The 26173-nt window shown below is 69.3% G+C and carries 32 protein-coding genes; 19 read left to right on the top strand and 13 right to left on the bottom strand.

Annotated features, from left to right (window positions below):
* Nucleotides 1-331: 331 nt before the first annotated feature.
* Nucleotides 332-676: a hypothetical protein gene (locus tag ASD47_RS21390; protein WP_056761034.1), complete on the bottom strand. Its 345-nt coding sequence runs from the start codon at nt 674-676 to the stop codon at nt 332-334.
* 76 nt (nt 677-752) lie between these two features.
* Nucleotides 753-1376, bottom strand: coding sequence for a glutathione S-transferase C-terminal domain-containing protein (locus tag ASD47_RS21395; RefSeq protein WP_056761656.1), 624 nt, complete (start codon nt 1374-1376; stop codon nt 753-755).
* Between the two features lie 104 nt (nt 1377-1480).
* Here ASD47_RS21395 and ASD47_RS21400 point away from each other — a divergent pair, with 104 nt between their 5' ends.
* Nucleotides 1481-2113: a TetR/AcrR family transcriptional regulator gene (locus ASD47_RS21400; RefSeq protein ID WP_056761037.1), complete on the top strand. Its 633-nt coding sequence runs from the start codon at nt 1481-1483 to the stop codon at nt 2111-2113.
* On the opposite strand, the gene ASD47_RS21405 is transcribed toward ASD47_RS21400, so the two are convergent.
* Entirely contained in the window at nt 2110-2301 is a 192-nt protein-coding gene (locus tag ASD47_RS21405) for a hypothetical protein (RefSeq protein ID WP_156402371.1), read from the bottom strand. The two genes, ASD47_RS21400 and ASD47_RS21405, sit on opposite strands and share 4 nt — an antisense overlap.
* Before the next feature lie 36 nt (nt 2302-2337).
* Here ASD47_RS21405 and ASD47_RS21410 point away from each other — a divergent pair, with 36 nt between their 5' ends.
* Both ASD47_RS21410 and ASD47_RS21415 read left to right on the top strand, forming a co-directional pair.
* Nucleotides 2338-3078: a methylated-DNA--[protein]-cysteine S-methyltransferase gene (locus ASD47_RS21410; RefSeq protein ID WP_056761043.1), complete on the top strand. Its 741-nt coding sequence runs from the start codon at nt 2338-2340 to the stop codon at nt 3076-3078.
* Nucleotides 3075-3761: a 2OG-Fe(II) oxygenase gene (locus tag ASD47_RS21415; protein ID WP_056761047.1), complete on the top strand. Its 687-nt coding sequence runs from the start codon at nt 3075-3077 to the stop codon at nt 3759-3761. The genes ASD47_RS21410 and ASD47_RS21415 overlap by 4 nt, the downstream gene beginning before the upstream one ends.
* Nucleotides 3762-3951: 190 nt before the next feature.
* Here ASD47_RS21415 and ASD47_RS21420 read toward each other — a convergent pair whose 3' ends face one another.
* Complete coding sequence (locus ASD47_RS21420; RefSeq protein ID WP_056761049.1) at nt 3952-4992, bottom strand: NAD(P)-dependent alcohol dehydrogenase; 1041 nt, start codon at nt 4990-4992, stop codon at nt 3952-3954.
* A 212-nt stretch (nt 4993-5204) separates the two neighbouring features.
* On the opposite strand from ASD47_RS21420, the gene ASD47_RS21425 reads away from it, so the two are divergent.
* The 6 genes from ASD47_RS21425 to feoB all read left to right on the top strand — a co-directional run bounded on the left by ASD47_RS21425 (nt 5205) and on the right by feoB (nt 10652).
* The gene (locus ASD47_RS21425) at nt 5205-6065 is read left to right on the top strand and encodes a TIGR01459 family HAD-type hydrolase (protein ID WP_056761052.1); all 861 of its coding nucleotides are present in this window, start codon (nt 5205-5207) and stop codon (nt 6063-6065) included.
* Between the two features lie 40 nt (nt 6066-6105).
* Nucleotides 6106-6531 (top strand): MaoC family dehydratase, encoded by a 426-nt coding sequence (locus tag ASD47_RS21430; protein WP_056761054.1) that lies wholly within the window; start codon nt 6106-6108, stop codon nt 6529-6531.
* Between the two features lie 199 nt (nt 6532-6730).
* Nucleotides 6731-7672: a bifunctional riboflavin kinase/FAD synthetase gene (locus ASD47_RS21435; protein WP_056761057.1), complete on the top strand. Its 942-nt coding sequence runs from the start codon at nt 6731-6733 to the stop codon at nt 7670-7672.
* Between the two features lie 263 nt (nt 7673-7935).
* On the top strand, nt 7936-8187 hold the full coding sequence (locus tag ASD47_RS21440; RefSeq protein WP_230983885.1) for a hypothetical protein: 252 nt from the start codon (nt 7936-7938) through the stop codon (nt 8185-8187).
* A 259-nt stretch (nt 8188-8446) separates the two neighbouring features.
* The gene (locus tag ASD47_RS21445) at nt 8447-8770 is read left to right on the top strand and encodes a FeoA family protein (RefSeq protein ID WP_188916236.1); all 324 of its coding nucleotides are present in this window, start codon (nt 8447-8449) and stop codon (nt 8768-8770) included.
* A 4-nt stretch (nt 8771-8774) separates the two neighbouring features.
* The gene (gene feoB / locus ASD47_RS21450) at nt 8775-10652 is read left to right on the top strand and encodes a ferrous iron transport protein B (protein ID WP_056761060.1); all 1878 of its coding nucleotides are present in this window, start codon (nt 8775-8777) and stop codon (nt 10650-10652) included.
* A 33-nt stretch (nt 10653-10685) separates the two neighbouring features.
* On the opposite strand, the gene ASD47_RS21455 is transcribed toward feoB, so the two are convergent.
* The gene (locus ASD47_RS21455) at nt 10686-11684 is read right to left on the bottom strand and encodes an alpha/beta fold hydrolase (RefSeq protein ID WP_056761062.1); all 999 of its coding nucleotides are present in this window, start codon (nt 11682-11684) and stop codon (nt 10686-10688) included.
* A gap of 443 nt (nt 11685-12127) precedes the next feature.
* Between ASD47_RS21455 and ASD47_RS21460 the strand changes: the two genes are divergently transcribed.
* Complete coding sequence (locus tag ASD47_RS21460) at nt 12128-12400, top strand: hypothetical protein (protein WP_056761064.1); 273 nt, start codon at nt 12128-12130, stop codon at nt 12398-12400.
* Nucleotides 12384-12800, top strand: coding sequence for a type II toxin-antitoxin system VapC family toxin (locus ASD47_RS21465; protein WP_235526062.1), 417 nt, complete (start codon nt 12384-12386; stop codon nt 12798-12800). The genes ASD47_RS21460 and ASD47_RS21465 overlap by 17 nt, the downstream gene beginning before the upstream one ends.
* Here ASD47_RS21465 and ASD47_RS21470 read toward each other — a convergent pair.
* Nucleotides 12767-13645: a 3-hydroxybutyryl-CoA dehydrogenase gene (locus ASD47_RS21470; RefSeq protein ID WP_056761067.1), complete on the bottom strand. Its 879-nt coding sequence runs from the start codon at nt 13643-13645 to the stop codon at nt 12767-12769. The genes ASD47_RS21465 and ASD47_RS21470 overlap by 34 nt on opposite strands.
* Before the next feature lie 186 nt (nt 13646-13831).
* Between ASD47_RS21470 and ASD47_RS21475 the strand changes: the two genes are divergently transcribed.
* Together ASD47_RS21475 and ASD47_RS21480 are read left to right on the top strand one after the other, a co-directional pair.
* Complete coding sequence (locus ASD47_RS21475; protein ID WP_056761070.1) at nt 13832-15223, top strand: glycoside hydrolase family 47 protein; 1392 nt, start codon at nt 13832-13834, stop codon at nt 15221-15223.
* A gap of 33 nt (nt 15224-15256) precedes the next feature.
* A complete protein-coding gene (locus ASD47_RS21480) occupies nt 15257-17032 on the top strand; it encodes a hypothetical protein (protein WP_056761072.1) in 1776 nt (591 codons plus the stop codon).
* A 1-nt stretch (nt 17033) separates the two neighbouring features.
* Here the strand turns inward: ASD47_RS21480 and ASD47_RS21485 are convergent, their stop codons facing one another.
* Both ASD47_RS21485 and ASD47_RS21490 read right to left on the bottom strand, forming a co-directional pair.
* Nucleotides 17034-17759: an alpha/beta fold hydrolase gene (locus tag ASD47_RS21485; protein ID WP_056761075.1), complete on the bottom strand. Its 726-nt coding sequence runs from the start codon at nt 17757-17759 to the stop codon at nt 17034-17036.
* A gap of 67 nt (nt 17760-17826) precedes the next feature.
* Entirely contained in the window at nt 17827-19368 is a 1542-nt protein-coding gene (locus ASD47_RS21490) for an FAD-dependent oxidoreductase (RefSeq protein WP_056761079.1), read from the bottom strand.
* Nucleotides 19369-19434: 66 nt separating this feature from the next.
* On the opposite strand from ASD47_RS21490, the gene ASD47_RS21495 reads away from it, so the two are divergent.
* Nucleotides 19435-19920 carry a MarR family winged helix-turn-helix transcriptional regulator gene (locus ASD47_RS21495; protein ID WP_235526064.1) on the top strand — a complete coding sequence of 162 codons (486 nt, stop codon included), beginning with the start codon at nt 19435-19437 and terminating at the stop codon, nt 19918-19920.
* 183 nt (nt 19921-20103) lie between these two features.
* Here the strand turns inward: ASD47_RS21495 and ASD47_RS21500 are convergent, their stop codons facing one another.
* A complete protein-coding gene (locus ASD47_RS21500) occupies nt 20104-20982 on the bottom strand; it encodes a LysR substrate-binding domain-containing protein (protein WP_056761087.1) in 879 nt (292 codons plus the stop codon).
* Nucleotides 20983-21111: 129 nt separating this feature from the next.
* Here ASD47_RS21500 and ASD47_RS27985 point away from each other — a divergent pair, with 129 nt between their 5' ends.
* Together ASD47_RS27985 and ASD47_RS21505 are read left to right on the top strand one after the other, a co-directional pair.
* Nucleotides 21112-21243, top strand: a complete 132-nt coding sequence (locus tag ASD47_RS27985) for a hypothetical protein (RefSeq protein ID WP_255355533.1) — start codon at nt 21112-21114, stop codon at nt 21241-21243.
* A gap of 200 nt (nt 21244-21443) precedes the next feature.
* Entirely contained in the window at nt 21444-21623 is a 180-nt protein-coding gene (locus ASD47_RS21505; RefSeq protein ID WP_056761090.1) for a hypothetical protein, read from the top strand.
* Between the two features lie 100 nt (nt 21624-21723).
* Here ASD47_RS21505 and ASD47_RS21510 read toward each other — a convergent pair whose 3' ends face one another.
* On the bottom strand, nt 21724-22665 hold the full coding sequence (locus tag ASD47_RS21510) for an electron transfer flavoprotein subunit alpha/FixB family protein (RefSeq protein ID WP_056761094.1): 942 nt from the start codon (nt 22663-22665) through the stop codon (nt 21724-21726).
* Nucleotides 22665-23411: an electron transfer flavoprotein subunit beta/FixA family protein gene (locus ASD47_RS21515; protein WP_056761097.1), complete on the bottom strand. Its 747-nt coding sequence runs from the start codon at nt 23409-23411 to the stop codon at nt 22665-22667. Before ASD47_RS21515 ends, ASD47_RS21510 begins: the two co-directional genes overlap by 1 nt.
* 244 nt (nt 23412-23655) lie before the next feature.
* Between ASD47_RS21515 and ASD47_RS21520 the strand changes: the two genes are divergently transcribed.
* The gene (locus ASD47_RS21520) at nt 23656-23925 is read left to right on the top strand and encodes a hypothetical protein (RefSeq protein WP_056761100.1); all 270 of its coding nucleotides are present in this window, start codon (nt 23656-23658) and stop codon (nt 23923-23925) included.
* A gap of 10 nt (nt 23926-23935) precedes the next feature.
* Here ASD47_RS21520 and ASD47_RS21525 read toward each other — a convergent pair whose 3' ends face one another.
* Nucleotides 23936-24514, bottom strand: a complete 579-nt coding sequence (locus ASD47_RS21525; protein WP_056761104.1) for a cob(I)yrinic acid a,c-diamide adenosyltransferase — start codon at nt 24512-24514, stop codon at nt 23936-23938.
* 223 nt (nt 24515-24737) lie between these two features.
* A complete protein-coding gene (locus ASD47_RS21530) occupies nt 24738-24935 on the bottom strand; it encodes a twin transmembrane helix small protein (RefSeq protein ID WP_056761108.1) in 198 nt (65 codons plus the stop codon).
* A gap of 330 nt (nt 24936-25265) precedes the next feature.
* On the opposite strand from ASD47_RS21530, the gene ASD47_RS21535 reads away from it, so the two are divergent.
* Entirely contained in the window at nt 25266-25493 is a 228-nt protein-coding gene (locus ASD47_RS21535; RefSeq protein ID WP_056761111.1) for a hypothetical protein, read from the top strand.
* Nucleotides 25490-26137 (top strand): TetR/AcrR family transcriptional regulator, encoded by a 648-nt coding sequence (locus tag ASD47_RS21540; protein ID WP_056761114.1) that lies wholly within the window; start codon nt 25490-25492, stop codon nt 26135-26137. Before ASD47_RS21535 ends, ASD47_RS21540 begins: the two co-directional genes overlap by 4 nt.
* Nucleotides 26138-26173 lie beyond the last annotated feature (36 nt).

Here is a 26173-nt window from a genome sequence, read left to right on the forward strand (position 1 = left end):
TCTTGTGGACGTTCATCCGGGGAGACCTCCGGCCAAGGTTGGAGCTTCGCAACCCCAGCTTCTCAGCCGCTCCCCGGGTGAACAACCTTCATAGCTTCGACATTTAGCCCACGTCCGTCATCCTCGGACTTGTTCCGAGGACCCCTGCTTCAACCGCGAAGAAGGCTGATCCGTGGGGCGGCGAGATCGCGGCCCCAACCCAACCGACGGCTCAGCGGGCCGAGGGGTCCTCGGAACAAGTCCGAGGATGACGAGCGTTGGAGATGGCGGCCGGAAAAGTTGGGGACAGGCGCGAGCGCCCGTCCCCAAGGTCCTCCTCCGAGGTCGGAGCTCAGTGGGCCGCGGCGACTTCGGACGCCGCCGGGGTCTTGGCGACCTGCACCGGGTTGCAGTCCGCCAGTTGCGCTTCGGACAGGGTCACGCCGCGATAGCCGAAGCTGGTGATCGGCCCCAGCTCGCGCGCCAGGCGCTTGCAGCTGCGCAGGGGCGGCAGCGACTTGACCTGGGTCGAGCGGCAGGTGTCGCCCTTGCAGCGCCAGACCGCGCCGTCGAACACGACGTGGTCCTGGGTGGCCGGAGCGCTGAGGGTCAGCCAGCCGTTCTGGGCCTTGGTTTCGGCCATGGCGGGGCCGCCCGTCGCGGCGAGGGCCGCGACGGCGATGATGAAGCTACGCATGATTTATCTCCTGGGGAGGAAGAAGCGGGGGGCGGCTGGGGACAGGCCCATGGGCCTGTCCCCGTTCAGGTCTCGGCTAGGCCGCGGCCTTGAACAGGGTGAATTCCTCGTCGAAGGCCCGCGCCACCGAGGGCCGGGTCTGCAGGCGGTCCCGATAGGCGGTCAGGGCCGGATAGGGCGTGAAGTCCAGGGCCAGGTAGCGGGCCCAGGTCAGCATCACGAACAGATAGGCGTCGGCGACGCTGAACCGGCCCTGCAGGAACTCGCGGCCCTTCAGGTGGGCGTCGAGATGGGCCAGGCGCTCGACCAGCCGCTCGCGGGCGAAGGCCTTGGCGCCGTCCGGAGCCTTGGAATTCAGCAGGGCGGTGAAGGCGCCGACGTGCAGCTCCGAACCGATGAAGCCGAGCCAGCTCTGCACCTTGCGGCGCTCGACGCCGTCGGGCGGGATCAGGCCGGCGGCCGGGAAGCGGTCGGCGATGTACTGCAGGATCACGGGGTTCTCGACGATCAGCTCGCCGTCGTCGGTGCGCAGCACGGGCACCTGGCCCAGGGCGTTGACGGTCAGGAACTCGGTCCCGTCCTCCACCCGCTTGGGCCGGGCCTTGGTGTCGACCTTCAGGAAACGGATGTCGGTGCCCGCCTCATAGGCCGCGATCCGCGTCGCCATCGAGCAGGCCATCGGTGAAAAGTAGAGATCCATCGAACCCTCCATTGCATTTCCGTACTGTTTCGCATAAAAATAACGACGGTCAAGGAATAAAATGCGAAACGGTACAAAAAGTAGAATTCGGCCAGGAGAGTCCGATGTCCGATAACGCCGTGAAACGCCGGGGCAGGCCCCGCGCCTACGATCCGGAAGTGGCCCTGGCCAAGGCCACGGACATCTTCTGGGCCCAAGGCTTCGCGGGCGCCTCGCTGGACGACCTGAGCGCGGCGACGGGCATGAACCGGCCCAGCCTGTACGGGGCGTTCGGCGACAAGCAGGCGCTGTTCAAGTCCGCGCTGGATCACTACATGGACAGCTCGCGGGCGGCGATGACCCAGGCGTTCCGCGGCGGCGGCTCGCTGCGCGAGGTCCTGACGCGGATCTACCACACGGCCCTGGGCTTCTACCTGTCGGACGACGCGGGCGGGCGAGGCTGTTTTCTGGCCAGCGCGGGCCTGGGCCAGGCGCTGATCGACGAAGAGGTGCGCCAGATCGTCGCCGACGGCATGCACGAGCTGGACCGGGGTATCGAAGGCCTGATGACGCGCCGTCAGGCCAGGGGCGAGCTTCCGCCGACGGTCGACCCCGTGGCGCTCGGCCGCGTGGCCAGCATGCTGATGAACGCCCTGTCGGTCCGCGCCCGGGCCGGCGAGACGCGCGAACAGCTGGAGGCCACGATCCCGGTCATGGTCGACCTGGTCTGCGGACCGGCGGGGACCGCGGACGGTTAAGGCGGGACCCGCGCCCATGAGCCGCCCTCGTCCTTCGACAGGCTCAGGATGAGGGCTACTTTGATGCGGCGGTTGAATTCGAATTCCTCATCCTGAGCTTGTCGAAGGACGGGGAATTCGCGCCACGGCGCCCAGTATCCGCGGCGCAAAGCCAGAACAGCAAGCATCGGAATGACGTCCCAGGTCATGGCGCGCATGCTCCTTTTCACGAAAGGAGACCGACCATGACCGCTTCTCAAGCTTCCACCGACGACGCGCGCTGGGAGGCCATGCGCCGCCGCGACCGCGACCTCGACGGCGCCTTCTTCATCGCCGTGCGCACCACCGGCGTCTATTGCCTGGCCAGTTGCGCCGGGCGGCCGCTGCGCAAGAACGTCGAATTCCACGACACCCGCGAGAGCGCCCGGGCCGCCGGCTTCCGCCCCTGCCTGCGCTGCAAGCCCGACCAGCCGCGCGAGACCCTGCGCTGGGCCACGGTTCCGACGACCCTCGGCCTGGCCCTGGTCGCCCGCTCGGAGGCTGGCCTGCGGCTGGTGACCCTGGGCGACGACCAGGCCGTACTGGTCCGCGACCTGGAACGCCGTTTCCGCTCGGCTCGGCTGACGCCCGACCCGGCCGGGCTGGAGGCCGAGCTCCGCGCCGTGGCGGCGGAGATCGACGGCCGGGGCGCGGCGCTGGACCTGCCGCTGGACGCTCGGGGCACGCCCCTGCAGCAGGCGGTCTGGGCGGCGCTGCGGGCGATCCCGGCCGGGACCACCGCCTCCTATGCCGAGGTGGCGCGGGCCATCGGCCGTCCGACCGCCGCCCGGGCCGTGGCCCAGGCCTGCGGGGCCAATCCGCTGGCGGTGCTCACCCCTTGCCACCGAGTGGTGCGGGCCGACGGCGGGCTGTCCGGCTATCGCTGGGGCGTCGCGCGCAAGGCGGCCCTGCTGGCCCGGGAAGCCCGCCTGAGCCAGGCGGCATGAGCCTGGACTGGACCCGCATCGTCGCCGAGCTCGACGCCCAGGGCTGGGCCCTGACCGGGCCGCTGCTGAAGCCCGAAACCTGCCAGCGGATCGCCGGCCTCTACGACCAGGAGGCCGGCTTTCGCAGCCGGGTGGTGATGGCCCGCCACGGCTTCGGCCAGGGCGAATACAAGTACTTCAGCTATCCCTTGCCCGACCCGGTGCAGAGGCTGCGCCAGGGGCTGTACGGGCCATTGGCCGCCGTCGCCAACCGCTGGATGCAGGCGCTGGGCGAGGAGCGGCGGTTTCCGGAAGAGCTGGACGACATGCTGGCCCGCTGCCACGCGGCGGGCCAGGCGCGGCCCACGCCCCTGCTGCTGACCTATGGCCCGGGCGACTACAACTGCCTGCACCAGGACCTCTACGGCGAGCACGTCTTCCCGCTGCAGGCCGCCTTCCTGCTGGACGAGCCTGGCCGCGACTTCGAGGGCGGCGAGTTCGTGCTGGTGGAGCAGCGCCCCCGCCAGCAGTCGCGGCCGCAGGTCGTGCCGCTGAAGCAGGGGGAGGGGGTGATCTTCGCGGTCCGTGACCGGCCCGCCACCGGCGCGCGCGGCGTCCACCGGCGGGTGCTGCGCCACGGCGTCAGCACCGTGCGCGCGGGCCGGCGGCGCGTGCTGGGGGTGATCTTCCACGACGCGACGTGAGCTCCACCGCCGTCATCCTCGGACCTGTTCCGAGGACCCCTGCTTCAACCGCGAAGAAGGTTGGTCCGAGAAGCGGTGAGGCTGCGGCCTAGCTCCAAACGACAGCTCGGCGGAACGAGGGGTCCTCGGAACAAGTCCGAGGATGACGGGGACCAGGGGCACGCATACGTGTCCCTGGTCCCCGAACGCCCTACAGCGTGCTCATGTCGATCACGAACCGGTAGCGCACGTCGCTCTTCTGCATGCGCTTGTAGGCGTCGTTGATCTGGTCGATGGCGATCGTCTCGATGTCGGCGACGATGCCGTGTTCACCACAGAAGTCGAGCATCTCCTGGGTCTCCTTGATCGAGCCGATCATCGAACCGGCCAGGGTGCGGCGGCCGGGGATCAGGGCGAAGGCGTTCAGCGGCACGGGCTCTTCGGGCGCACCGACCAGCACCATGGTCCCGTCGACCTTCAGCAGGCTCAGATAAGCGCCCCAGTCGATCCCGGCCGACACCGTGCAGATGATCAGGTCGAAGGTTCCGGCCAGGGTCTCGAAGGTCTTCGGGTCGCTGGTGGCGTGGTAGTGGTCGGCGCCCATCTTGAGGCCGTCTTCCTGCTTGGACAGGGTCTGGCTCAGCACCGTCACCTCCGCGCCCAGGGCATGGGCCAGCTTGACGCCCATGTGGCCCAGGCCGCCCAGGCCGACGATGGCCACCGACTTGCCGGGGCCGGCGTTCCAGTGGCGCAGCGGCGAATAGAGGGTGATGCCGGCGCACAGCAGCGGCGCGGCGGCGTCCAGGGCCAGGTTGTCGGGGATCGACAGCACGTAGCCTTCCTTGACCACCATGTGGTCGGAATAGCCGCCGTAGGTCGGCAGATCGCTGCCCGGCTCGAAGCCGCTGTAGGTCAGGACCAGGCCGGGCATGTACTGCTCGCGGTCCAGGTCGCGGGCGGCGCAGGTGGTGCAGCTGTCGACGAAGCAGCCGACCCCGACGCGGTCGCCTTCCTTGAAGCGGCTGACCTTGGACCCGACGGCGGTGACGACGCCGGTGATCTCGTGGCCGGGCACGATCGGATAGACGCTCTGGCCCCAGCCGTTGTCGACCATGTGGATGTCGGAGTGGCAGACGCCGCAATGCTTGATGGCGATGACGACGTCGTCGTCATTGGGCTCGCGGCGGTCGAAGGTGAAGGGGGTCAGCGGGGCGGACGCGGTCGCGGCCGCGTAGCCTTTTGCGATGGCCATCGGATAGTCCTCGAAGGTTCAGGGGGAGATGAACGGGCGGGGGTGTGCCATGCGGAGCCCGTCGGGCGGTAGGCCGATCCTGCTCGCTTGATGCACGATCCTGCCAATCACGAGGTCGACGACCCGAAAGCTCTCCGCTGGCCCTCGCGCCGCCGCGTCCCTACATGCGCTAGCGTTGACGCGCCCGTCTCCGCCCGGTACCGCCCCTGTCCATGACCGACCTGCCCCCTGGCCTCTCCGCCCTTGCCGACCGCTATGACGTGCTGCTGTGCGACGTCTGGGGGGTGATCCACAACGGGGTCGAGAGCTTCCCGGAGGCCTGCCAGGCCCTGGTCGAGTGGCGGACCCGCCACGGGCCGGTGATCCTGATCTCCAACTCGCCTCGCCCGTCCGAGCACGTGGTCGAGCAGCTGGACCGCCTGGGCGTGCCGCGCGAGGCGTGGAGCGCCTTCGTGACCTCGGGCGACGCCACCCGCACCCTGCTGGCCGCCCGCGCCCCCGGCCCGGCCTGGATCGTCGGCCCCGACCGCGACATGCCGCTCTATGACGGCCTGGGCCTGGAGACCGCCGGCCCCGAGGACGCGGCCTTCGTCGCCGTCACCGGCATGGTCGACGACGAGAACGAGGTCCCCGACGACTATCGCGACCGCCTGGCGATCGCCGCCGAGCGCGGCCTGACCCTGATCTGCGCCAATCCCGACCGGGTGGTGCAGCGCGGCTCGCGGCTGATCTATTGCGGCGGCTCGCTGGCCGACCTCTACGAGGTCCTGGGCGGCGAGGTGCTGATGGCCGGCAAGCCCTACAAGGCGATCTACGACCTGGCCCTGGCTGAGGCCGAGGCGCTGAAGGGCGGCCCGGTCGACCGCACGCGGGTCCTGTGCATCGGCGACGGGGTGATCACCGACGTCAAGGGCGCCCACGACCAGGGCCTGGCCTGCCTGTTCATCGCCAAGGGCATCCACGGCGAGCACGCGGTCGGTCCCGACGGTCGCCTGGATCCGGCCCGGGTCGAGGGCCTGCTGGCCGCCGAGCGGGTGGGCGCGACCCACGCCATGGCCGACCTGGTCTGGTAGGACCGATCGTCAGCCACAGGAAGAAAGAGAAGAGGGCGTCATGCCGGGACTGTTTCTCGAGGATCTCAGCGTCGGCCAGTCGGCCGAGCTGGTCCGCGCCGTGGCCGAGGCCGACCTGGTCGCCTTCGCCGAGGTGACCGGCGACACCAACCCGGTGCACCTGGACGCCGACTACGCCGCGACCACCAGCTTCGGCGAGCGCATCGCCCACGGCATGCTGTCGGCCGGCTACATCTCGGCGGTGCTGGGCACGACCCTGCCCGGGCCGGGCGCGGTCTACCTGTCGCAGTCCCTGGCCTTCAAGCGGCCGGTGCGGATCGGCGACGAGGTCACGGCCCGCGCCACGGTGACGGCCATCGACGCGGCCAAGGCCCGGGTGACCCTGGCCACCACCTGCCTGGTGCGCGGCAAGGCCGTGGTCGATGGCGAGGCCGTGGTCCTGGTTCCGCGCCGGACGACCGCCTAAGGACGAAATGCTCAATGCCGAGTCACTCTTTCTCCGCTCATCCCGGCGAATGCCGGGACCCAGATCCCAAAGCGTCCGAGTGGGCTGGAAAAACTCGGCGTTCCTGGAGCCCGGCTCAAAGCCATTCCATCTGGGTCCCGGCATTCGCCGGGATGAGCGGATCGGGGTTTAATGGCCAACCCGGCGTAAGGACGTCCGCATGCCCCTGAAGACCATCCACGGCTGGAAGGACCTGCCCGAAGAGGATCGCGGCGCGGCCGTGGCCCTGGGCAATTTCGACGGCGTGCACCGCGGCCACCAGCAGGTGATCGCCCAGGCCGCGAAAGCGGCGCTGGCCGGCAGGACGTCGCTAGGCGTGGTCACCTTCGACCCGCACCCGCGCCGGCTGTTCCGGCCGACCGAGCCGGCCTTCAAGCTGATGACCCACAACCAGCAGGCCCGCGCGCTGGAGGCCCTGGGCGTGGACCGGCTGTACCTGCTGCCGTTCGACTTCGAGATGGCCAGCTTCGGCGACCGCGAGTTCGTGGAAAAGGTCTTGGTCGGTGGTCTAGGCGTGAAGCATGTCGCCGTCGGCTTCGACATCTCGTTCGGCCGGGGCCGCACCGGCAGCGCCGACCTGATGAAGGCCTATGGCGCGGAGTACGGCTTCTCGGTCTCGGTGGCCGAGCCGGTCGCCAACCGCGAGGGCGAGAAGTTCTCCTCGACCGGCGTGCGTGACGCCCTGCGCGACGGCCATCCCGAGGGCGCGGCGCGGATCCTGGGCCGGCCGTTCGCGATCGAGGGCGTGGTCCGCCGCGGCCAGCAGCTGGGCCGTCAGCTGGGTTTCCCCACGGCCAATGTCGAGGTCGAGGACTATGTGGTGCCCAAGCTGGGCGTCTACGCCACCCGCACCCGTCTGCCCGACGGCCGCGAGGTGCCGGGCGTGGCCAACCTCGGCAACAACCCCACCACCGGCGAGGTCGAGACCCGGCTGGAGACCTGGCTGTTCGACTTCGACGAGGATCTCTACGGCCAGGTCATCGAGACCGACCTGATCGCCTTCCTGCGTCCCGAGCTGAAGTTCGACAGCATCGAGCTGCTGGTCGAGCAGGTGCTGCGCGACGAGGTCGCGGCCCGGGCGATCGTCGCGCCGGCGTTCTAGGGCGGGTCGACCGCCAGGAAATCGTCCTCCCCCTCCAAACCTTCGCTCCAGAGCCCCAATTTCCCCGGTCTCGGCGCCTCAACAATGGTGGAGCCTACCTGTCCGTCCGCCAATGGGGGTCAATATTGTCGGGTATGCGACTTAATCAGGCATAACATCGTCCTGGCTTGGGGAAATACGGATAACGCCGATCTTTCCCCATGGACGCAAGCCGCGACCGTCCCTACACTTTTAGCGTCAGTGTTGGAGGGGGAGGATTTCCGGTGCGGGCCGAGGTTCGAGCAAAAGATCTGTGGCGATCGGCGCGCCGCGCCAGCCGCCTGCTGCTGCCGCCCCGGCCGGCCCTGACCTCGCTGGAGGGCAAGATCCTGGCCTCGGCCTGGGCCCTGGCCGCCCTGACCACCCTCAGCGTCGCCCTGGCCCAGGGCGTGCGCATGTTCCTGTTCTCGGCCCTGGCCGTCCTGTTCGGCACGCTGGCGGCGCTATGGATGCTGGACGGCTTGGCGCGGCGGTAGGGACTCCCAAAATTCTCGCCATCCCGGAAGCGTCGCACAGGCTGTCCGGACCCCAGGGACTGGGCGAAGGCCTTGCGGCCGCCCCGGGTCCCTAGCGTCGCGAAAGCCCCCAGGTGGAGGGCGATCGCGCCAGCTGATCCGCGCCGGGGTCGAGCTCTCTTCGTTCGTGTCCGCCGCGCCGCGACATCGCGCCATCCAATCGCCGCATGACAGCGTGACCTTGGACTGATAATCGTTCGCAAGTTTTTCCGGTGCGACCATGTCCGACGCTCTCAGCCTAGCCCCAGACTTCACCGACATCCCCGCCTCGCGCGGGGCCGAGAGCCCGCTCAGCCAGGCCCGCAAGGGCCAGCGGGGGGTGATCGTGCGGGTCGGCGGCGAGACCGGGCGGTCGGAGTCGATCGATCCCGAGGAACTGGAGCGCCGGCTGCTGGAGATGGGCTTCGTCGAGGGCGCCGCGTTCGAGGTGCTGCACGAGGGCCTGTTCGGCCGCGACCCGATCGCCGTGCGCATCGACGACATGCGCGTGGCCCTGCGCCGCCGCGAGGCCGCCGCCGTCACCGTCCAGTTCGAAGAGGCCTGACGTCTTGACCGACACCGCCGTCTCGCGGCCCGCGCGCCTGGCGCTGGTCGGCAATCCCAATTCCGGCAAGACAGCCCTGTTCAACGCCCTGACCGGCAGCCGCCAGAAGGTGGCCAACTACGCCGGCGTCACCGTCGAGCGCAAGGAGGGCGTGCTGACCATGGCCAGCGGCCGCGGGGCCCACGTGCTGGACCTGCCGGGGACCTACAGCCTGCGGGCCCGCAGCCCCGACGAGGTGGTCACCCGCGACGCGGTGCTGGGCAAGCTGGCGGGCGAGGCCGCGCCCGACGTGCTGATCTGCGTGGCCGACGCCACCAACCTGCGGCTGGTGCTGCGGCTGGTGCTGGAGCTCAAGCAGGTGGGCCGGCCGTTCGTCCTGGCGCTCAACATGTTCGACATCGCCCAGCGCCAGGGCCTGCGGATCGACCTGGAGCGGCTGTCGGCCGAGATCGGCGCGCCGATCGTCACCACCGTGGCCACTCGCAAGCGCGGCCTGGAGGAGCTGGTCGCCAAGGCCGACGCGCTCTCCGTGAGCCATGCGGGCGAGCACGAGAACGTCTGGCGCGAGCCGACCGCCGCCGAGATCCGCGCCGCCCACCGCGAAGCCCAGCGCATCGTCAAGGCCTGCGTCCGCCCGCCCGAGCGACCGGACACCGTCACGGGCAAGGTCGACGCGGTGCTGCTGCACCCGGCCGCCGGCCTGCTGATCCTGGGCCTGCTGCTGTTCGTGATGTTCCAGGCGGTGTTCACCTGGGCCGAGCCGCTGATGGGCCTGATCGAGGCGGGCTTCGCGGCCCTGAGCGCCGGCGTCGCCGCCGTCCTGCCGCACGGCCTGTTCCAGAGCCTGATCACCGACGGCCTGATCGCCGGGGTCGGCAGCGTGCTGGTCTTCCTGCCGCAGATCGTGATCCTGTTCTTCTTCATCCTGGTGCTGGAAGACAGCGGCTACATGACCCGCGCGGCCTTCCTGATGGACAAGATCATGGGCGGGGCGGGCCTGCACGGCCGGGCGTTCATTCCGCTGCTCTCAAGCTTCGCCTGCGCCATTCCCGGCATCATGTCGACGCGGGTGATCGACAACAAGCACGACCGGCTGACCACCATCCTGGTCGCTCCGCTGATGACCTGTTCGGCGCGGATCCCGGTCTACACCCTGATCATCGCCGCCTTCATTCCGCACACCAAGGTCTGGGGCGTGCTCAGCCTGCCGGGCCTGGTGATGTTCGGCCTCTACGCCAGCGGCATCGTCAGCGCTCTCGTCGTGTCGTTCGTGATCCGCAAGATCTTTTGGCGCGGCACGGTCGAGCCGTTCATGATGGAGCTGCCGACCTACCGCTGGCCCGAGCCGCGCAACGTGCTGCTGAACCTGTGGACCCGGGCCCGGATCTTCATCGAGCGGGCCGGCCGCATCATCCTTCCGCTGATGGTGCTGGTCTGGGTGCTGTCGACCTTCCCCTATCCGCCGGCGGGCGCGACGGGACCGGCCATCGACTACAGCTTCGCCGGGCGGATCGGGCACTTCATCGCGCCCGTCATGCAGCCCATCGGCTTCAACTGGCAAATGACCGTCGCGCTGATCCCCGGTTTCGCGGCCCGCGAGGTGGCGGTGGCCGCCCTGGGCACCGTCTACGCCGTGGGCGGCGACGACGAGGCCGGCACCAACCTGGGCGTCCTGCTGTCGCACCAGTGGTCGCTGGCCACGGCCCTGTCGTTCCTGGCCTGGTACGTCTTCGCCCCGCAATGCGCCGCGACCCTGGGCGTGGTCAAGCGCGAGACCAACGGCTGGCTGTGGCCGACCGTGATGTTCCTCTACATGACCAGCCTGGCCTACCTGGCCTCGTTCATCGTCTACCACGTGGCCGTGGCGATGGGGGCGGGGTAGCAACCGCCGTCGTCAGCCGGGACAGGCTTCGACTCAGTTCCCCGCCTGGGCCAGCTGCAGCGCCGCCTGGTACTCGGCCGCGGTGATCGGCTTGGTCTTCAGGGTGAAGCGGTTGTCGGTCGTCCCCAGCAGGGCGCGGGTCGGGATCACGTGGCGGTCGATGCCGCCCTCCAGGGTCAGCACCGCGTCGCGCCAGAAGGCGTCCTGCTTGAAGTAGAAGCAGTGGGCCGTGGCCGGGTTGACCCGCTGGGCGAGGCTGAGGTCCAGGCCGTTGAACAGCGCGCTGCAGTCGATGTCGCAGAACGAGGCGGGCGCGTCGGCCGGCAGGCCCACCCGCCCGGCCCGCGGCGTCGGTTCGCCGTTCTTAAGGTCCGAGATCTTCAGCACGCTGTCGAAGCGGTTCGAATAGAGGGTGGTCCGGCCGACATACTTGTTGAACCAGCGGCCGCCGTCCTGGTCGGCCGACAGGCTGCCCTGCGAGACGTCGCCGGCCACCAGCAGCAGCTGCGAGATCGACCAGGCCTTGGCGTTGGTCTTGACGTCCTGGTAGGCCCAGCTGAACGCCTGGCGCACTACGAAGGCCCCCATCGAATGGGCCATGAGGCTGACCCGCACCTGGCAGTCGGGCACGATGGCGCCGACGAACATCGCCAGGGCCGAGTCGATCAGGGCGTTGGCGCTGGCCCGGGCGTTGCTGCGGTCGGCGTAGTAGCCCAGGGTTTCGCCCAGGGACGGCCAGTCGTAGCTGACATAGACCCCGGTCCAGCCATGCGCCGCCAGCTTGGCGCGGTTGTCGGCGTCGCCCTTCAGGGCGTCCTTGAAGCTGGTGTTGAAGCCGTGGACATAGAACAGCAGGTCGCCGCGGGGCAGGCCCTGCGGGGTCTTCTCGGTGAAGCTGTCCAGCACCGCCTTGCGCCAGGCGGTGGGGCTGAGCGCGGTCTGGGCGCCGTCGTCGCCGATCCTCAGGTAGCGGGCCGGACCGATCTTGCTGTCGTCGGCCTTGGCGCGAAGCGAAATCATGAACCCGGCCATGTCGCCCTCTCCCCGGTCTGGCTCTCGGCTCCACCTTAGCGCGAAGGGGGCGGGGAGTCTCGACGCCCCTCGATGGATTTAGGCCCTCAAGGCCGTGCCTGGTCCTCATCCTTCGACAGGCTCAGGATGAGGGCCATTGGCAGGCTCGGCAGTCGAAAACCTGATCCTGAGCTTGTCGAACGACGGGCTTCCGGCCCCTGGACCTGTGTCGATCCGCCTAGCCGGAGGGAAGGCCCCGCCAGCTGTGCGCCGCGACGACGCCCGGCCAGGTCGGGGCCTGGAACATGGTCAGGTGGATGGCCACGCCCAGGGTCAGCCACCAGGGCGTCAGCCAGCGGCCCTTGAGGCCGTCCTAGAGGATCAGCCCAACCAGCACCGCTTCGACGGTCCAGCAGCCGGCGGCAGGGCTTGGTTCTCGATATGTTCCATGCTAAGTTGCGGATATGACGATCCAAGTCGACATCGATGCGTCGGGCGCGCGCGATCAACTGCTCGCCCATATCGACGCGGGCGAGGAGGTCACGTTGGTCCGCGACGGCAAGGTCCTGGCGGTCGCGACGCCGGCCGGACCTTCGGAGAAACGCCAGCGCCAGCTCGGCGTCTGGGATCACCTGAATCTCGACCTGCCCGAAGGCCTTTTTATCGGACCCGATCCCGAAACCCTGGCGGCGGTCGACGGGCCCATCTTTCCATCCGACGATGAAGCTGCTGCCTGATACGCACGCCCTGATCTGGGCCTTGGCCCAGTCGCGCCGTCTGCCGCCGAGACTCGCCGCATTGCTGATGGACACCGACAACGACGTGCTGGTCAGCGTCGCGTGCGCTTATGAGATCGAGTTCAAGCGATCGCGCAGCGCCGAACTCGGCCTCCTGCCGGCCGATATCGAGGACGCGGTGCGCCGGCTCGATTTCGCCTGGTTGCCTGTCGACGCACGCCACGCGGTGGTGGCGGGGCGGTTGCCGCGCCAGCACGGCGACCCTTTCGATCGACTGATCGCCGCCCAGGGACTCGTTGAGAACGCCACGGTGATCACCCGGGACCGCAACTTGTCGGCTACGGCGTCCCGACCCTCTGGTAGCCCCTACCGCGTCGGGACCGGGTGCTCGCCGCGGTAGTCGTAGAAGCCGCGGCCGGCCTTCTTGCCCAGCCAGCCGGCCTCGACATACTTCACCAGCAACGGGCAGGGACGGTACTTGCTGTCGGCCAGGCCCTCGTGCAGCACGTTCATGATGCTGAGCACGGTGTCCAGGCCGATGAAGTCGCCCAGCTCCAGCGGGCCCATCGGATGGTTGGCGCCCAGCTTCATGGCGGTGTCGATCGCGTCGACGGTGCCCACGCCCTCGTACAGAGTGTAGATCGCCTCGTTGATCATCGGCACCAGCACGCGGTTGACGATGAAGGCCGGGAAGTCCTCGGCGTTCGAGGTGATCTTGCCCAGCGACTTGGCGAAGGCCACGGCCCGCTCGTAGGTCGGCACGTCGGTGGCGATGCCGCGGATGATCTCGACCAGCTTCATCAGCGGGACCGGGTTCATGAAGTGCAGGCCGATGAACCGCTCCGGGCGGTCGGTGGCGCTGGCCAGCCGGGTGATCGAGATCGACGAGGTGTTGGAGGCCAGCAGGGTGTTCTCGCCCAGGTGCGGCTGGAGATTGCGGAAGATCGACTTCTTGATCTCCTCGTTCTCGGTCGCCGCCTCGATGGCCAGGTCGGTCGCGCCGACCAGGGCCAGGTCCTCGGCGGCGGTGATCCGCGCCAGGGCCGCGCTCATGGCCGACTCGTCGATGATGCCGCGATGCACCTGGCGGGCCAGGTTCTTCTCGATCAGGGCCAGGCCCGCCTCGATGCGCTCGCGGGAGACGTCATGCAGGCGCACGTCATAGCCACCGAGGGCGACGACATGAGCGATGCCCGACCCCATCTGGCCAGCGCCGATCACGCCGACCGTCTTGATATCCGTCATTCAGACAAGCCTTGCTATTGGGCCTTGCTCGCGGCGAGGACAGGCGTCGCGCGCTCGCCCCGGCGTTCATGCCCGCTTTTCTAGCACGAGCAACCCCACAGTCGCCAAGGCTTTGCTGCGACGCAGCGCAAACGGGCGGTGGAGCGGCTCTGGCGACCGGCGTCAGACTCCGTCTAGGTTGCGTCAATGACCCCTTTGCGCCTCTCCCGCCGCCACGCGCTAGCCCTGGCCGCCTCGGCCGCCGCCGCCCCGGCTCTCGCCGCCGAAACCGCCGCCGCGGAAGACTGGAAGGCTCTGGCCGCCGACGTCCGCGCCGAGTTCCAGTGGGCCTGGCAGAGCTATGTCGCCAAGGCCTGGGGCAAGGACGAGATCAACCCGGTCAGCGGCACGTCGTCGTCGTTCTTCGTCGAGGGCCACGACCTGGGCCTGTCGCTGGTCGAGGCGCTGGACACCCTGTGGATCATGGGACTGGACGCCGAGTTCCAGGCCGGGGTCGACTGGGTCAGGCAGAGCCTCGACTTCGACGTTGACGGCGACGCCCAGGTGTTCGAGACCAATATCCGCCTGGTCGGCGGCCTGCTGTCGGCTCACCTGGCTTGCGGCGACCCCATGCTGCTGGAGAAGGCCCGCGACCTGGCCGACCGCCTGGCCAAGGCGTTCGCGGCCTCACCCCACGGCCTGCCCTGGCGCTATGTGAACCTGCGTACCGGCGCGGTCCGCGACCCGGAGACCAACCTGGCCGAGATCGGCACCTACCTGTCCGAATTCGGGGTGCTGAGCCAGCTGACCGGAGACCGCAAGTATTTCGACATGGCCAAGCGCGCCATGCGCCACGCCCTGGACCGCCGCTCGAAGATCGGGCTGATGGCCGCCAATCTCCACGCGACAACCGGCCAGTTCACCAGCCGCAACGCCAGCATCGACGTCTATGCCGACAGCTTCTACGAATACCTGTGGGACGCCTGGGAGCTGTTCGGCGACGCCGACTGCAAGCGCTGGGCGGTCGAGTGTGTCGACGCCCAACTGGCCCATCAGGCCAAGCGCTACGATGGCCGGCTGTGGTTCCCGATGGTCGATTTCGAAACCGGGGCCGTGACCTCCACGGCCCAGAGCGAGCTCGCCGCCTATTATGCCGGCCTGCTGGGCCAGGTCGGTCGCAAGGCCCAGGGCGACGACTACTTGGCGTCCTTCACCGACTTGCAGGCCAGGTTCGGGGTGATCCCCGAGTCGATCGACGTGACCACGGCGCAGCCGCGCCGCAAGGCCACGGGCCTGCGCCCGGAATATCCCGACGCCTGCCTGAACCTCTGGCTGCTCGACCGCGACGAGCGTTGCCGCAGGTTGGCGGCCATCCACTATCGCCAGATGAAGGCCACCAGCCGCGCCGCCTTCGGCTACACGGCCCTGAAGGACATCACCACCCGGCCGATGACCCAGGGCGACAACTGCCCCGGCTACTGGTGGTCCGAGCAGATGAAATACTACTACCTGCTGTTCTCCGACACGCCGCGCATCGATTACCGGACGCTGCAGCTGAGCACCGAGGCCAACGTGCTGCGCGGGTTTCGGCGGGGGTAGGGACGCCGCATCCATCCGACAGGGAAGCCGACCATGCGCCGACGAACATTCCTCGCCGGAACGGCCGCGACGGCCGGCGCCGCCGCCTTTCCCGCGTCGGCCGCGGGCGACCGGGACGTCGCGACCCTGGCTCTGGTCACCGCCGCGGCGGACCGGCAGGCGGCCGCGATCCTGTCCAAGCCCGACGCCGGCGGCGGCGGATGGGGCGCGCGCGGCGTGCTTCGCCAGATGCGCCGCCTGACGACGCCGTTCGTCTGGCCGAGCTCGAACGCTTTCCACGACGACGCTCTGCTCGCGCCGATCGAGGCGCTGCTGGCCAAGGTGGAGGCCGCCCAGCACGACGACGGCACGTTCAGCGCCGGCAACCGCCACTCGCCGCCCGACACCGCCTTCCTGATCGGCGACATGGCGGTGGCGGCCGCCGGCCTGCGCGCGGACCGGCGGCCCGAGAGCCAGGCCTTCGCCGCGCGGCTGATGGCGATGATGCGCAAGGCCGGCCCGGCCCTGGCGACCGGCGGTATCCACACGCCCAACCATCGCTGGGAGCTGTGCGCGGCGCTCGCCAGGATCGACCAGGTCGCCCCCGATCCCGCCTATCGGGCCCGCATCGACCAGTGGCTGGCCGAGGGCGTCGACATCGACGCGGACGGTTTGCATTCCGAGCGAAGCGCGATCTACGCCTCCGAGGTCAGCAACCCGTCGCTGCTGGCGCTGGCTCGCCTGCCGGGCCTGGCCGGGCTGCGGGACCTTGTGCGGCGCAATCTCGAGACCACGATCGCCCTGGCCGAGCCGTTCGGGGGCGAGGTGGAGACGGTGCAGGCGCGTCGCCAGGACCAGGATCAGCGTCGGCAGACCCTGCACGCCTACTATCTGCAGTTCCGCGAACTGGCCCTGCTGGACGGCGATCGCCGTTTCGCCGGCGTGGCGCGCTGGATCGAGCGCAACGACAACGGCCGGCTGGCCGACGTCCTGGCCGACTTCATCGACACGCCCGAACTCGCGCGACCCCTGCCGGCGGAAGCCCCGCCGTTCCTCGACCTGGGTCGTCAGTTCAAGACCGTGGGGCTCGTGCGCCAACGGCGCGGCCCGATCACCGCCAGCCTGTACGCCGGCAGCGACTGGTACGCCGACGGCGCGCCCTCGGCGTTCTACAACACGATCGGTTCGGGGCTGGCCACCAACCCCACGCTGATGCGGCTGTGGAAGGGCGGCCTGGTGGTGGACGCGGTGCGGCTGATCCCGGACTTCTTCAACATGGGCCATTTCCGCCCGTCCGAGATCGCGATGGAGCCCGACGGCGCCGTTCGCATGGGCGGCGAACTGGCCGTGCCCTACTACCAGCCGATGCCGGCCGACCGGCGCCGGCCGGACGGCGCCTACGCCCTGAGTCCTTCGATCGACGGGCGCTTCACCAGCGCGCTCGATTTCAGCCATCGGCCCGCGACCTTCCACCGGCTGGGCGTCCGGATCCTGGTCAGGCCCGAGCCGGACGGTTACGGCCTGCTGTTCGAAAGCACGGGGGAGGAGATGGTCGACATGACCCTGGAGCTGACCCTGCGCGACGGCGGGATCCTGGAGGGCGCCCGCCCCCTGGCCGACGGCGGCTTCCACCTGGTGGAGGGGCAGGCCAGCTATCGCCTGGGCGACGAGCGCCTGCTGATCGGGCCCGGCAACGGCGAAGGCGTGGTGAAGGTCAGTTCCGGCGAGACCTACAGTTGGGCCGGCGGACGCCTGCAACTCCCCGGCCAGCGGCTCTACGTCACCGGGCGCACGCCCCTTCGCTATGCGCTGCGGTTGGCCTTCGCCTGAGCTACCCCGCCAGGAACGCCGCCAGGGCCGCCACCGTCTCCGGGCCCGGCGCCTCGATCGCCGGCACGTGGCCGCCGGGGCTGGAGAGGAACGGCAGGTTCTCGGCGGCGGCGAAGGCCTGCATCGGCGGGGCGTAGGGGTCCTGGTCGCCGTCCCACAGCAGCACCGGAAAGCCGCCGTCCAGGACGGCCTGGCGCGCGCCGTCCAGCTGGGCCAGGGCCTCGAAACAGGCGCGCATGGCCGGCTCGATCTCCGGCGTCACCCAGGCGACCAGCGCCGGGGCCGTGGCGCGGGCGAAGGCCCAGAACAGGTCGAAGGTCAGCGGCCCGTTCGGGGTCTTGGGAACCCCGTTCAGCAGGTCCCAGCCGCCAACCACCAGGCGCGAGAGCTTTTCGGGGTGATGCTTGGCCAGCCCCACCGCCATCCACGCGCCCATCGAATAGCCGAGCACGGCGGCCTTCTCTTCGCCCAGGGCGTCGATCACCGCGGCCAGGTCGCCGGCCCGCTGGTCCTGGGCGTAGAGGGCCGGGTCGACGGGCTTGTCGCTCTGGCCGTGACCCAGGGAGTCGACGCAGGCGACGCGCTGGCGGCCGACCAGGGCGTCAACCACGCCATTGGCCTTCCAACTGGCGGCGTCCATGAACAGGCCGTGCTGCAGGACGACCAGCGGGCCCTCGCCCTCGACGGTGTAGTGAATGCGCTGGCCGCGATGGGTGACGAAGGGCATCGGGAACTCCGCAGCGGGCTTGAGCCCGACCGCTAGCGCAGGAATCCCCGTCGAGCCATCGCGAAGTTCACGCCGCCCGCGCGTGCGGGGCCCGCGCCGACGCCAGGCCCACGTCCGCCAGATAGGCCTCCAGCCGCGCGCCGCCGGCGGCGGGCAGGATCGCGCCGACATAGCCGTCCGGCCGGATCAGCACCAGGTCGCCCTCGGCCAGGCCGTAGGTCGCGCCCAGGGCGTCGTCGGGGTCCTGGAACGCGCCGTCCTCGCCGACCGTGTGGACGCGCAGGCCCGGACGCGGGGCGGGCAGGCGGGCCGAGCCCGTCGTCCGGGCCACCAAGGTCCAGTGCGGGCCGGCCAGCAGGTCGAACAGCCGGGTGGGACGCCCGGCCGCGCCGCGCAGCACGCCATCGGGGGCGCGGTCGCCCGGCTGCAGGGCGGTCTCAGGGCGGTTAGCCGGCGAGGTCATGGCCAGGGACGAGAGCCGGTAACCCAGGTCCAGCTGGTGCACCTCGCGGCCGCGCTTCATGTCGCCTTGCCGGGCCTTGTCCAGCAGGTCCGTGGCCAGGCCCAGCATGCTGGCGGCGATTGGGCGGCGTTCTTCCTCGTAGGTGTCGAGCAGGGCGTCGGTGGCGCCGGCCAGCACGGCCGCCAGCTTCCAGCCCAGGTTATAGGCGTCCTGCAGGCTGGTGTTCAGCCCCTGGCCGCCGGTCGGCGGGTGGATGTGGGCGGCGTCGCCCATCAGCAGCACGCGGCCCACGCGGTAGCGGTCGGCCAGGCGGGCGTTCATGCTATAGGCCGAGGCCCAGGCGACGTTCCCCACCGTCAGGCCGCCAGTCGGCCAGCGCGCGTCGACGAGGGCCTGCAGGCCGGCTGTCGACAGGTCGATCTCACCCCTTTCGCCTTCCGGCGGGATCGGCGCCTGCAGCTGGAACAGGTCGGTGCGGGGCAGGGGGCAGAAGCTGATCTGCCGGCTCATGTCGCCCTCTGCGGACCGGTGCCAGGCGTCGCGCGACAGGCCGTCCAGCTGGATGTCGGCGACGATGGCCCGCACGCCCAGGGTCTGGCCGGGGAAGCCGATGCCAAGCGTCCGGCGCACGAACGAGCGGCCGCCGTCGCCGCCCACGAGGTAGCGGCAGCGGACGGTCTCGATCCCGTCCGGTCCGGCGACCGTAGCCGTGACGCCCTCGGCGTCCTGGGTAAAGCCGGTCAGTTCGCAGCCGTACGCGACCGCGCCGCCCAGCTCGGCCAGGCGCTCGCGCAGCACCGCCTCGGTGCGGAACTGGGGGACCATCAGCGGCATGCGATAGGGCTCCTCGACCGTCGGCGCGGCCAGAACGATCTCCTGGCTGTCGATGGAGGTCCCGTCGGCGCGGTGCAGCCGCTGCGGCGGGTAGAGGCCGCCGGCCGCGACCATACGGTCGAGGACGCCGAGGTCCTCGAACACCTCCTGGGTGCGGGGCTGGATCCCCTTGCCGCGCGAGCCGGCGAACGGGGCCGGCAGCTTGTCGACCAGCCGCAGCGACACGCCGCGCCGGGCCAGGTCGATGGCCAGGGTCAGGCCGGCCGCGCCGGCGCCGCAGATCAGGACCTCGATGGCCGCTTGCTTGTTCATGGTCGCCTCGATATGTGTGTATTGTGCACACATATCGAGGTCGCCGGACGCGTGTCAACAAATAACGTGCAAAATACACATATCCTGCAGGCCATGCCGCAGCTTCACCGGTCGCTGATCGACATCGCCAGCGCGCTGAACCGGCCCGAGAACGACGCGGCCATGTTGGACAAGGCGGGGCTGTCGCTGGAGCGCGCCCTGTTCCCGCTGCTGGTGCTGGTCGAGCGGCTGGGGCCGATCGGGGTGGTCGACCTGGCTGGGCGGGTGGGGCGAGACCACACCACGGTCAGCCGCCAGGTGGCGCGGCTGGAGGAGCTGGGGTTGGTCCTGCGCCGGGCCGGCCAGGCCGACCGCCGGGTCCGCGAGGCGGTGATCACCCCCCAGGGCAAGGCGGCCACCGACGCCGTCGACGCCGCGCGCGGGCGCATGGCCCTGGCGCTGTTCCGCGACTGGAGCCCGGGCGAGTTCGACGAGTTGGTGCGGCTGATGCGCAAGTTCGCCGACGGGATGGGCGAGGTGATCGACGGGGTGGGGAGGCGCCCGGCTGACTGACGTTCGTCGCTATCCCCTCTGTCCGTCATTCCCGCCCTTGTGGCGGGAACCCCTTTATCCGCCGCAGGTGCGGGGGTGTGGCGCGCTGGCGCGCCATTTTGTTTCACCGTCAGCGGACCCAGGGGTTCCCGCCACAAGGGCGGGAATGACGAGTGTATAAAAGGGGATAGCTCGGAGCTATCCCTAGCCCCGCAATCCCGCGGTCTCGGCCAGGAACCAGTCGCGCAGCTTCAGGATCCGCGCCAGTTTCGGGCTGTCGGCCCGCCAGACGAAGTGGTTGCCGGTCTCGACCGTCACCTCGCCGGAGAACGGACGGACCAGGCGGCCTTCGCGCAGGTCGCGCTCGGCCAGGCCGCTGCGGGCCAGGGCCACGCCCACCCCGTGGGCGGCGGTGTCGAGCATCAGGGCGGTGTCCTCGAAGCCCAGCCCCTGCTGGCGCGGGGCCTCGTCGACGCCCACGGCGGTCAGCCAGATCGACCAGGGCAGGCCCACGTGCCGCAGCAGGGGAACGTCCAGCAGGTCGCGCGGCTCGGCGATCGGATGGCGGGCCAGGAAGTCGGGGCTGCAGACCGGAAAGATCCGCTCGATCATCAGGGTGGCCGACTCCACGCCGGGCCAGACGCCACAGCCGAAGCGCAGGGCGATGTCGACGCCGTCGGTGGTCAGGTCGGCCACCCGGTCCTCGGCCCGGACGATCAGGTCCGGCTCGTCCAGTTCCTCGGCCAGGCGCGCCAGGCGCGTGACCAGCCAGCCCCGAGCGAAGGCGGCGCTGGAGCTGATCACCAGCGGGCCGCTGGCCGCCAGCCGGGCCTCGTCGACCCCGGCTCGCAGGGTGGTCAGGGCCTCGGCGACCTGGCCGGCCAGGCGTTGGCCGGTGGCGGTGGGGACCATGGCGTTGCCCTGGCGCACGAACAGCTTGGTCCCCAGCTCGTCCTCCAGCTTGCGGATCTGCTGGCTGACGGCGCCGTGGGTGACGAACAGCTCGCGGGCCGCGCGGCTGTAGCTGCGATGGCGGGCGGCGGCCTCAAGGGCGGTCAGGGTCAGGAACGGCGGCAGGCGCATGGCTGGCTTCAGCTTGTTAGTCTGGCTGACAAGTTCGCGCAGATACCATCGTTCGTAAAGCCCGCACGGAAAGGGCATCTTGCAGGGGTAAGGCCGATGCGGCCGAAACCCATGCTCACAGGTGCTCCGATGAAACTGCTTCTGATCTCCGGCGTCGCCGTGCTGTCCTTCCTGTTCGCCTCGGTCGACAAGCTTTCGGCCCCGCTGCCCGACGCCGCGACCCCCTGGGCGGCCAGCCAGCCGATCCACAGCCCGCGGTGAGGACCCAAAACGCCGCTCATCCCGGCGAATGCCGGGACCCAGATCCCAAGGCGGTGTGGAGGGTTGGAGAGGCTCTGCGCTATCGGCGTCAGCCTCGCCGCCACTCCATCTGGGTCCCGGCGTTCGCCGGGATGAGCGGTCCTGGGGGAACGCCGGGCGACCTTGCCGCGCTTTGCCGGACGAGCGTCTGCGGAGAGCCCATGAAACCTGCGTTCTATCTGTGCTGGGCGATCTGGTGGATCGGCGCGGCCGTCGGCTATTTCGCCCACTGGCCGATGGTCCAGACAGTCAGCAACAACCTGTTCGGCTCGCTGACGATCCTGCTGGCCGTGGTCTGGGCGGGGCGCTGGATCTGGCGGAAGGCTCAACCGAGCCGCTGATGGGGACCGGCGCTTGCGCCTGTCCCCGGCCTCGTCCACGAAAGAAAAAGGCCCGGGATCGCTCCCGGGCCTTTCCTGTCTTCGCTCGAACGCGAAAGCCTTACTTCCCGGCCGCCGTCAGGGCGTCCATCAGTTCCGGCACGGCGGACTTGTAGTCGGCCACCAGGCCGTAGTCGGCGATCTGGAAGATCGGGGCGTCGGCGTCCTTGTTGATCGCGACGATGATCTTGCTGTCCTTCATGCCGGCCAGGTGCTGGATGGCGCCCGAAATGCCGATGGCGACGTACAGCGCCGGCGCGACCACCTTGCCGGTCTGGCCGACCTGGTAGTCGTTGGGCGCGTAGCCCGCGTCGACCGCGGCGCGCGAGGCCCCGACGGCGGCGCCCAGCTTGTCGGCCAGGGGCTCGATCACCTTCTGGAACTCCTCGGCCGAGCCCATGGCGCGGCCGCCCGAGACGACGATCTTGGCCGCGGCCAGTTCCGGGCGGTCCGACTTGACCATCTCCTCGCTGACGAAGCGGGTCTTGCCGGCTTCAGCGCCGCCCACGGTCTCGACCGGGGCCGAGCCGCCTTCGCCCGCCGCCGCGAAGGCGGTGGGACGCACGGTGATCACCTTCTTGGCGTCCGAGGTCTGGACGGTCTCCAGCGCGTTGCCGGCATAGATCGGGCGCGTGAAGGTGTCGGCCGAGACGACGTCGACGATGTCGCTGATCGGGGCGACGTCCAGCTTGGCGGCGACACGCGGGGCGAAGTTCTTGCCGCCCGAGGTGGCCGGAACCAGGATGGCGTCATAGGCGCCGGCCAGGGCCAGCACCGCGTCGGCTTCCGCCTCGGCGATCCCGTGGCCCAGGGCCTCGCTCTCGGAGACCAGCACCTTGCGGACGCCGGCGATCTTAGCGGCCTCGGCGGCGACGCCGGCCACGCCCTGGCCGAGGACCAGGATGTCGACGTCGCCCGACAGCTTCAGGGCGGCGGTGACGGTCTTGTGGGTGCCATCGCGCAGGTGCGCGTTGTCGTTATCGGCGACGACGAGAACGGCCATTACAGCACCCCCGCGGTTTTGAGCTTGGAGACGAGGTCGGCGGCGGATTCGAGCTTGACGCCGGCCGAGCGCTTGGCCGGTTCGGCCACCTTGACGACCTTGAGGCGCGGGGCGACGTCGACGCCGTAGTCGGCGACGGCCTTCTGCGCGATTTCCTTCTTCTTGGCCTTCATGATGTTGGGCAAGGAGGCGTAGCGCGGCTCGTTCAGGCGCAGGTCGGCGGTGACGACGGCGGGCAGGTCGACGTCCAGGGTCTGCAGGCCCCCGTCGACTTCGCGGGTGACCTTGGCGGTCGCGCCCGACACCTCGATCGCCGAGGCGTAGGTGGCCTGCGGCCAGCCCAGCAGGGCCGACAGCATCTGGCCCACGGCGTTGTTGTCGCCGTCGATGGCCTGCTTGCCCATCAGCACCAGTTGGGGCGCTTCCTCGGCGACCATGGCCGCCAGCAGCTTGGCCACGGCCAGCGGCTCGGGATCGGCGTCGGTGGTGATCAGGATCCCGCGGTCGCCGCCCATGGCCAGGGCCGTGCGGATGGTTTCCTGCGCCTGCTGCGGGCCGATTGAGACGATCACGACTTCGGTCGCGACGCCCTTTTCCTTGAGGCGGACGGCTTCCTCGACCGCGATCTCGCAGAAGGGGTTCATCGACATCTTGACGTTCGCCAGGTCGACGCCGGTCTGATCGGGCTTCACCCGGACCTTCACATTGTAATCGATAACCCGTTTGACCGGGACCAGAACCTTCATCGGTCTACGCCGCCTCCTGGCTAGTTTTTCCTGCCTGCGCCGACGGAATTAGCGCGTCCACGCAGGTTTGCAAGTTTCCCCTGACGTAAGCGTAATGCATTCGCGATCGCTACGTTCAAACAGTCGTAGGATAGTTCGCGCCCCACGTCTGCTGCGGCGCACACTGAGCGCATAGGCGAACGGCCGCCGTGGATCGGCGCTTTAGCCTCTGGCCAGCCACGCGACGGGCCAGTATGAGGCGGCCATGAAGAGCACCATCCCTCGCCTGCAGAAGATCTTCTTCGCCGTGTTCCTCGGCGCGACTCTCAGCGTCTTCTGCTTCCACTACTTCTACGTCTGGCCGCGGGACCGCTGCGTCGCGCGCGGGTCGGACTACGCCTGGGCCGGGCGCTGGATGAAGTGCGCCAAGATCTACTCGATCGAGACCCTGACCCAGCGGCCGCTCAACGTGCCGCCGATCAACACCGATCCCAAGAAGATGGAAGGTCCGTCGGCCAGCCGGCCGGCGAAGTAGAGCGCTTCCCCTAGCGCGTCGCCCCCGGTTTCCACAGCACGTCGGCGGCGCCGTCGTCATTGGCGCGGCGGGCGGCGACGAACAGCAGGTCCGACAGGCGGTTCAGGTAGCGCAGGGCCGGTTCGCCGACGATCTCGCCCTCGACGGCCATCAACTCCACCAGGCCGCGCTCGGCCCGGCGGCAGACCGTGCGGGCCACGTGCAGGGCCGCCGCGGCCGGGCTGCCGGCCGGCAGGATGAACGAGGTCAGGGGGGAGAGCCGTTCGTTCATCGCATCGATCTCGCGCTCCAGCCGCGCGACCTGGCTGTCGACCACGCGCAGCGGCTCCCAGTCGGGCTTCTCGTTCTGCTCGGGAGTGGCCAGGTCGGCGCCCAGGTCGAACAGGTCGTTCTGGATGCGCTCGAGCAGGGCGTCGAGCTCGGGGTCGGCCCTGGTGTGCTGACGGGCCACGCCGATGAAGGCGTTGGTTTCGTCGACCCCGCCATAGGCCTCGACTCGCAGCGAGGCCTTGCTGACGGGCTGGCCGGTGGAGAGCCGCGTCAGGCCCTTGTCGCCGGTGCGGGTATAGATGCGGTTCAGCGTCACCATCGGCGGTCTCTCCAGGCTGTCGAATGACAACTTGCCCCAGGACAAGTTGTCCTATCGCTATCGGTGCGCCGCTGCGCTCTACTCGCCTTACCGGAGCGCCTTCCCCCTAGCCGCTCCGAGCTTAGGCGTTCAGTAGCTTATGCGTTCAACAGCTTAGGCGCGACGGCCGTTCCTATCCCGCAAGCAGGATGGCCGTCGCGTTTCAGTGGGGGTTCCCAAGTGTTCAGTGGGTGCGCCACCAGAAGGCGGCGACCAGCACCAGCACGGCCAGGAACTGCAGCGCCACGCGCAGGCGCATCAGCTTGTTGGAATAGGAACGCCCGAAATCGCCGCCGCGGAACAGGGCGTAGATGCCGACGCACAGCGTGATCAGCACCGCGGCGAGCACGATCGGGACCAGGAAATCGAACAGGTGGCTCATGGCCGCAAGCTAGGCGCTTGCTTCAGGCTTGGCCAGAGCGCGCCCTAATCCCGTCGCCAGTCGGACCTAGATCGGCCGCGAAGTTCCATATCGTCATTCGGCGACCCTGTTCGTTGAGCGCATTTGTCGCAGTGACCGACTGCTAACGATACCATACATCCTATAAACGTTGCTGTTAGGGGATTCTGATTAGGTTTTTCGGTTGCGCACCCTTGCGGCACGGGATAAACGCGCCACCTTCCAATTCAAGTGTGCGTTCGTTGAACATGATCACCTCCTCACCGCAGGTCATGTCAGCGCCTTTTTCAGCGGGGAGGCAGGAGAAACAGAATGGCCCGGGGCGCCCATATCGCCGCCGCCGACTTCTCCGCGTCCGAACGCGAAGACGCCATGGCTGAAGTCCGCCAACTGATCACCGACCTGCGCGACGCCGCGCAGGACGGGCGCGCTCTGGCGCGCCGCTACGCCGACGTCCTGACCAGCGTCGTCGATGAATATTGCCTCGAATTCGAGAAGCGCGCCGAAGCCGCGCTTGCTCGCCTGGAGACTGTGGAATGAGCTTTGTATCCCTGAACATCGAGTCGCCGACCGACGCCCCCGTCAAGCTGACGCGCCGGGCCCTGGCCAAGCAGCGCACCCGCGAGCGGGTCCTGTCGGCCGCCCGTCGCCTGTTCACCGAGCGCGGCTATGAAGGCGCGACCATCCGCGACATCGCCCAGGCCGCCGGCATGTCGACCGGCGCGGTGTTCGCCAGCTTCTCCGACAAGAGCGAGCTGTTCGACGAGATCCTGACCGCCGACTACGAAGTCATCTACGCCCAGATGAAGCGGGCCGGCGTCAACGCCGCCACGGTGGAAGAAGGCGTGATCGGCATGTTCGCCGTCGCCTACGGCTTCCACGTCGAGCAGTTGCCGCTGCTGCAGGCCAGCATCGCCGTGTCGTGGACCCGTTCGGAAACCGCCGAGCGCCGCAATCGCGGTCACCTCAAGCACATCTTCGCCCTGTTGAACGGTGTTCTGACCCGCGGCGTCGAGCGCGGTGAACTGAAAACGGACGCGGACGTTAAGCTGCTCGCCGAGATCATCTGGGACGTGTATGTCGCCAATTACCGCCGGGCGATTTTTGACGCCTGGTCGGTCGAGGCGCTGCTGTCGCGACTTTCAGATCAACTGAAAGTCATTCTGGCGGGCGCGCGCGCATAAGATTACGGCCGGGGGCGGACGCTCTTTGCCGGAGCG

The organism is Caulobacter sp. Root1472 (assembly GCF_001426985.1).
Taxonomy (GTDB): domain Bacteria; phylum Pseudomonadota; class Alphaproteobacteria; order Caulobacterales; family Caulobacteraceae; genus Caulobacter; species Caulobacter rhizosphaerae.